This is a genomic window from Vibrio sp. V01_P9A10T6 (genome assembly GCF_963877065.1).
Taxonomy (GTDB): Bacteria; Pseudomonadota; Gammaproteobacteria; order Enterobacterales; family Vibrionaceae; genus Vibrio; species Vibrio anguillarum.
Map to the genome: position 1 here is coordinate 24,018 of NZ_CAWNTB010000152.1, position 6,169 is coordinate 30,186.

The window sequence follows — 6,169 nt, forward strand, 5'->3', positions numbered from 1 at the left end:
TAATGATGTTACCTATCAGGCAAATTTATCAAGAGATGGCGGCCGAAAAACTGCGCTTGCTACTCACTATTTTAGCGGTGGCTTGGGGCACACTTTGCATCGCCACCATGCTCGCAACAGGCGAAGGATTACGCCAAGGACTGACACGCTCATCACAAAGTGGCAATGGCAATTTACTCTATGTGACCGGGGGTTATGCCAGCCAGACCGCCGGACGCTTTTTTGAAGGGAAAGCCCTCTCTTTGCAAGCGGATGATGTTGAGCTTGTTCGCGCACTGCCCTTTATCCAACGCGCTGAAGTCAGCGCACAATGGGATAAACGCGTCAGTAATCAAGACAATGGCACCTGGCAGCGCCCGCTAGCGGTTAACCCAGAATATCAGTCTTTAACTGGTATTGAGATAGCCAAAGGAGGGCGATGGATCAACCCGCTCGATAATCAACAGCAGCGTAAAGTGGTTGTACTCGGTTATAAAGCAGCAGTACAGCTGTTCAATACTGAGGATGGTTGGAGTTGGCTGGAACCCCAGACGCTGAGCATAAACCCTGTAGGTCAATTGATAAAAATAGGTGATGAAAAATTTACCATTATCGGCGTGATAGCGCAGACAAGTGCAGAGGTAGAACAAGGAACCCCTATTGACTACTCGGTATTTGTGCCTTTTCGCACTTGGCAACGTTTTAACCCCAACGCAGCGATTGCAGCGATCAATGTGCAGCTCAATGCCACGGTTGATCGCGAAAAAGCCGCGCAAGTGATTAAGCAAGTGATTGCCAGAAAGTACGGTGCCAGTGCTTCAGATACGCAGCTCTTGCAAGTCGAAGACATGCTATTGAGGCAAAAAAGCATGCGCCGTTTCTTATTTGGTCTACAAGGCTTTTTGGGCATTATTGGGCTTATTACCCTCGGCGTAGCAGGCATTGGTATTGCCAATGTCATGTACGCCACGGTAAAACGATCCACGCGAGACATCGGTGTACGAATGGCCGTCGGAGCTACGCCAACCACCATCAAACTCCATTATTTAGTGCAAGCCTTGCTCACGATGTCACTTGGCGGTTTAGCTGGCTTAGGATCCACTTACGGGCTGATCACCTTATTAAGATACGCTCCCTTAGAAGGCAATATGCTGTTTGAGCAATTAGGGAAACCCTTACCCGAACTGTCGTTTTCGATTGTCTTTCTTGTGATCGCGGCACTGGCGATTGTCGGTGTGATTGCCGCGTGGTTTCCCGCCAATCGCGCGGCTAGCATTACGCCATTAGAGGCATTACAAAGTGAATAAACAAAACTTACCGAACCTTGTTCAATTGACCAATATCAGCAAGCACTATCACAGTGGTGAAGAGTTGGTCAAAGCATTAGACGGCGTTTCGCTATCGATTCAAAAAGGCGAATTTCTCTCTATTCTAGGGCCATCAGGCTCGGGTAAATCAACCTTAATGAATATCCTCGGTTGCTTGGATGTTCCTACATCGGGTGAATATCAGTTGGACGACAAGGCGGTCGCCTCGCTCAGCAGCCATCAATTGGCTCATATTCGTAATCAAAAAATTGGCTTTGTTTTTCAAAGTTTCAACCTGCTCGAATACGCTAATGCTCTCGATAACGTCGCCCTACCCTTGGTCTATCGCGGAGTAAAATTAAAAGAGCGCCGAGCACGTGCAGCAACACTATTAGAAAAAGTGGGGCTTGGCGATCGCATGCAGCATAAACCCAACCAGCTCTCGGGGGGGCAAAAACAGCGGGTGGCGATTGCACGCGCGTTGGTCAATGATCCGCAAATTATCTTAGCCGACGAACCGACAGGTGCGTTAGATTCAAAATCAGGCGCTGAAATTGAAGCCCTGTTCAATGAGCTTCATCAAGAAGGACGAACACTTATTGTCGTCACTCACGATCTCGCATTAGCGAAGCGAACTCACAGAATAGTGAATATCAAAGATGGGCAGATTTTATCTGATGAACGCGTTGATCACGCAACAAGGCAGCCATAAATAGCTCAACGCATTGTAAGAAGTTATAAAGTGAACGAGAAAGACGAAGCCGTTCCAGTTCGCCTTTCTTAGTTCATTTTTTCTTTGTTCTTTCTTTGTTGGTTTTTTCTTTGGATCCTATTGAGAGATACCCGCCAATTTCAGCAATACCGCTTCGAGTTGATCCCATGGCATGAGCTGTGAGTCAATCACTTCTAAGCGTGATTCAAACCCTTCTAAGCTCATCTCATTCACTGAAACGACTCCTTGGTTGATGTTGAAGGCGTAACATCCTTTATCGGTATTGACGACCGCCTTAACACGCTCAGCGGTCAGGGCACTCAGCATAGAAAAAAGCTCATCAAAATCAAAATGGTATTCAGCGCCGATTAACCAACCACAACTGAAATAACCTTGGCCCCGATTTTCTTTGCGCACAAACGCTTTACCCGGCTGTAAGGCAAACTGTGGTTCTAACGAAGCATGATGATGGTGATGCGCTTCAATATGAGTAGAAGCTGCGCCGTGAAGACGTTCAATATCTAATAATTCTAAAGGCAACTCACCTTGCTTGACTAACTTGCTAAAAATCTTCGCGGGTGATTGATCAGTCACCCAGTCATTAAACGCATCCACATCAGCACTAGTGCATTGATCCACTTTGTTGCCAATCACCACATCACCACTGGCCAATTGGTCATTAAAATTTTGGTTGGATGTGTATTTTTCATTACGCAAGTTGCGCGGATCCACTAAAGTGATCGTGGCTTTTAAATCGACATACGGTGCATATTGATCAGAAGTTAAAGTTGCCACCACTTGCTTAGGGTGCCCAAGCCCTGTTGGCTCAATTAATAGACGATCGGGCTTTTGCCTAAGTAAGGCGTTAATTCCAACAGACATAGGAACACCCGCGGTACAGCACATACAGCCGCCCGGTACTTCTTTGATCAGCGCGCCTTGGTCAGACATCATCGCCCCATCAATACCAATTTCTCCAAACTCATTGACCAATACCGCCCACTTTTCATCAGCAGGTTTATTCTTCAATAAATTCAAAATGGCCGTCGTTTTTCCTACACCAAGAAAACCGGTAATAATGTTAGTTGGTACTTTTTTTGTCATGTCAGCACTCCTTTTGCGGCAGTATATACCGAAATAAGAAGCCAGTGCATGGTTTGCCAGTTAGACAGGCAACAATGAGCCGAGGTACATAAACGACAAAAGGCGCACTACGGTGAGCGCGCCTTTCCCCTCGTAACTCAATCGTGAGTTCGCGAATCGGGAGGACTATAGATGCAACCCGATCATAAACGAGGACATAGAATTGAAATATTGCTGATTCCATCCAAATTGTAGGTAAGGCTTGAATTCCTCCCTGTACGATATCTGAATCTGCCTTACGCTTTAACTATGGTTCATTTGGCTGGCTTAGCAAGGTTCAATCTCTGTTTTTTTAACTCATTTTTAACTCAGATCTCGTTTTTAGTAGAGAATCTCTCCATCTTCCAGATATGGAAATCAACATTGCAGCTTTGACGCTATAGTTAACGGCTTTGGCGCGTATAATTCTGTAACAAAATATGTTCACATTTACCAATCGAGGCCCTTTTTTACATGACCAAAAGAGAGAGATTGAAACAGTCACTGCTTGCAAAAGTTCCAAAAGATACGATTAACCAATTTCTCTCTAAGGACAAAACACCACTCTCAATCCTTTTTCTTTCACTCATTGTCGGTATTCTTGCTGGGATTGTTGGTACTTACTTTGAAGCCGCTGTGCACTTGGTTTCGGAAACACGCACCGAGTGGTTAAAAAGTGAGATTGGTAATATCTTACCCTTGTGGTTGGCCGCTTTTCTTATCAGTGCAGCGTTGGCGTTTATCGGTTATTTCCTTGTGCACCGGTTTGCGCCCGAAGCCGCCGGTTCTGGCATTCCTGAAATTGAAGGCGCGATGGATGGTATGCGCCCCGTTCGTTGGTGGCGAGTACTGCCAGTGAAGTTTTTTGGCGGTATGGGCGCCTTAGGTTCTGGTATGGTTTTGGGACGTGAAGGGCCCACGGTTCAAATGGGGGGAGCCATTGGCCGAATGGTGTCGGATATTTTCCGCATCAAAAATGATGATACCCGCCACTCACTCTTAGCGTCTGGCGCAGCTGGAGGCCTAGCTGCCGCATTTAATGCGCCGATGGCAGGCATCATGTTTGTGATAGAGGAGATGCGCCCGCAGTTTCGCTATACCCTCATTTCAGTACGTGCTGTTATTGTCTCTGCGGTAGCGGCAAATATCGTCTTTCGTGTGATTAATGGCCAACATGCTGTGATCCAGATGCCGCAATATCAAGCACCAGAGCTGGCTTCACTGTGGCTGTTTCTGCTGCTTGGGGGACTGTTTGGTATTTTCGGTGTGCTATTCAACCGTTTAATCACACTATCACAAGATATTTTTGCCAGAATTCATCGCAATGATCGTAAGCGATATTTACTCACGGGTTCACTATTGGGAGGCTGTTTTGGCTTAACTTTATTGTATATTCCAGAATTGACTGGGGGTGGCATCTCACTGATCCCTAATATCACCAATGGTGACTATGGTGCCGCTATCTTGCTGCTTTTGTTCATTGGTCGTATTTTTACCACCTTGATCTGCTTTGGTTCTGGTGCTCCGGGCGGGATTTTTGCGCCAATGCTGGCATTAGGTACTCTGTTTGGTTACGCCTTTGGCCTGATTGCGCAAGAACTGTTACCACAATTAGCGATTGACCCAGGAATGTTCGCCATTGCAGGCATGGGTGCACTGTTTGCCGCAACGGTTCGCGCACCCATTACAGGTATTTTGTTAGTTATTGAAATGACCAATAATTATTATTTAATTTTACCGCTGATTATTACTAGCCTTGGCGCGGTTATTTTCGCTCAATTACTTGGCGGCCAACCCATTTATAGTCAGTTGCTCCATCGCACCTTGAAAAATGCCAAGCTGCAACAACAAGATCTTCCACCAAAAGAGTAATTGTGAGACTCATGAATATTGACTCCGCTGCGAATTGTTATGTCTAAGTAACAAATTAGAAGGTGAGATGTTGCACCACAACTCGATAAACTTGATAATGCGCTCGTTTGCTGGCTGCTAGAAATACATTATTCATTTTCTAGAGCAAATGATGACATGGAGTTTATCGTTGAACTGGAAAAGGTTAATTCAAGTGCAAAGCACACCGCCCTCTCAAGCGGCGCTAGCATTAGGTGTGATCAGCCTCGGGCATGCGTGGGCGCTTTATATTCCCTCGGTCGGTCTCATTATTCGCCCCTATTTGGCACTGCTCGGTGCATTATTACTGCTGCCTGTCTTGCTAAAATACCTCACCAGCTTCAAGACATTCATGGAGGACATTCGCCACCCTCTTTCCGGTAGCTTGATGGCTCCAATGAGCATGACTTTACTGATCTTAAGTGATTATCTCGCTTTAATTTCACCGCTCATTGCTTATCCTATTTGGTTTACCGCGCTCTTGCTGCACTTCACCATGATGCTGCTTTTCTTCAGTTTTCAGGCCATGAACTTTAAAATCAGCCATATTGTACCAAGCTGGTTTCTTTATCCGGTTGGGTTAATCAGTAGCTCGCTCGCTGGCACGCAATTTGGCCACACTGTCTTTTCAGAAACACTCGTCTCTGTCTGTATCGCTATCTATTTTTTTATGCTGCCGTTAGTGTTATATCGTTTGGTGTTTGCTGGAATGTTACCTAAACGCGCACGCCCAACACTCGCGATTATGGCTGCACCTATTAACCTCACCCTCGCGACGTATTTGGTCAACTTCCCTCATCCTGATCCAATATTAACAGGCGCACTGGCTGGCATTGCCATCACCATGACACTGCTTATTTACCTTTGCTATATCCGTCTGCTCAGGCTCAAGTTTCAACCGTCTATTGCTGCTGTGACCTTCCCTTCTGTCATCAGTGCTATCGCCATGCATCGTTTAACCACCTTCTTTGAAGGGCAGTACCCGCAATGGCACTGGTTACATCAATTTGGGTTATTTGAATTGACTATTGCTACTTTCTTAGTCGTTTGGGTTTCTATTGGTTATATAAAAATGTATTGGCCTGAATTATTTGCTAATAAATAAAAACCTAATATTTATCTTTAATTGAAAATTAATTAGGGCTGGATAAGCCTAGGC

Annotated in this window: 5 protein-coding genes; 4 read left to right on the forward strand and 1 reads right to left on the reverse strand. The window is 45.6% G+C overall.

Features of this window, described 5'->3' with window-relative positions:
- The first annotated feature begins 2 nt into the window (after positions 1-2).
- Positions 3-1,286 carry an ABC transporter permease gene (locus AACQ21_RS09870; protein WP_105976846.1) on the forward strand — a complete coding sequence of 428 codons (1,284 nt, stop codon included), beginning with the start codon at positions 3-5 and terminating at the stop codon, positions 1,284-1,286.
- Positions 1,279-1,998, forward strand: coding sequence for an ABC transporter ATP-binding protein (locus AACQ21_RS09875; protein ID WP_094164813.1), 720 nt, complete (start codon positions 1,279-1,281; stop codon positions 1,996-1,998). Before AACQ21_RS09870 ends, AACQ21_RS09875 begins: the two co-directional genes overlap by 8 nt.
- 117 nt (positions 1,999-2,115) lie before the next feature.
- Here the strand turns inward: AACQ21_RS09875 and AACQ21_RS09880 are convergent, their stop codons facing one another.
- Entirely contained in the window at positions 2,116-3,102 is a 987-nt protein-coding gene (locus AACQ21_RS09880; RefSeq protein ID WP_010320211.1) for a CobW family GTP-binding protein, read from the reverse strand.
- A 492-nt stretch (positions 3,103-3,594) separates the two neighbouring features.
- Here AACQ21_RS09880 and clcA point away from each other — a divergent pair, with 492 nt between their 5' ends.
- Positions 3,595-4,992: a H(+)/Cl(-) exchange transporter ClcA gene (gene clcA / locus AACQ21_RS09885; RefSeq protein WP_105976847.1), complete on the forward strand. Its 1,398-nt coding sequence runs from the start codon at positions 3,595-3,597 to the stop codon at positions 4,990-4,992.
- Positions 4,993-5,140: 148 nt separating this feature from the next.
- Complete coding sequence (locus AACQ21_RS09890) at positions 5,141-6,115, forward strand: TDT family transporter (protein ID WP_013868491.1); 975 nt, start codon at positions 5,141-5,143, stop codon at positions 6,113-6,115.
- The last annotated feature ends 54 nt before the right edge of the window (positions 6,116-6,169 follow it).

Excerpts from the sequence above, each read along its gene's own strand:
- AACQ21_RS09870 (WP_105976846.1), top strand. The coding sequence starts at position 3 with ATGATGTTACCTATCAGGCAAATTTATCAAGAGATGGCGGCCGAAAAA.
- AACQ21_RS09880 (WP_010320211.1), bottom strand. The coding sequence starts at position 3,102 with ATGACAAAAAAAGTACCAACTAACATTATTACCGGTTTTCTTGGTGTA.
- clcA (WP_105976847.1), top strand. The coding sequence starts at position 3,595 with ATGACCAAAAGAGAGAGATTGAAACAGTCACTGCTTGCAAAAGTTCCA.
- AACQ21_RS09890 (WP_013868491.1), top strand. The coding sequence starts at position 5,141 with ATGATGACATGGAGTTTATCGTTGAACTGGAAAAGGTTAATTCAAGTG.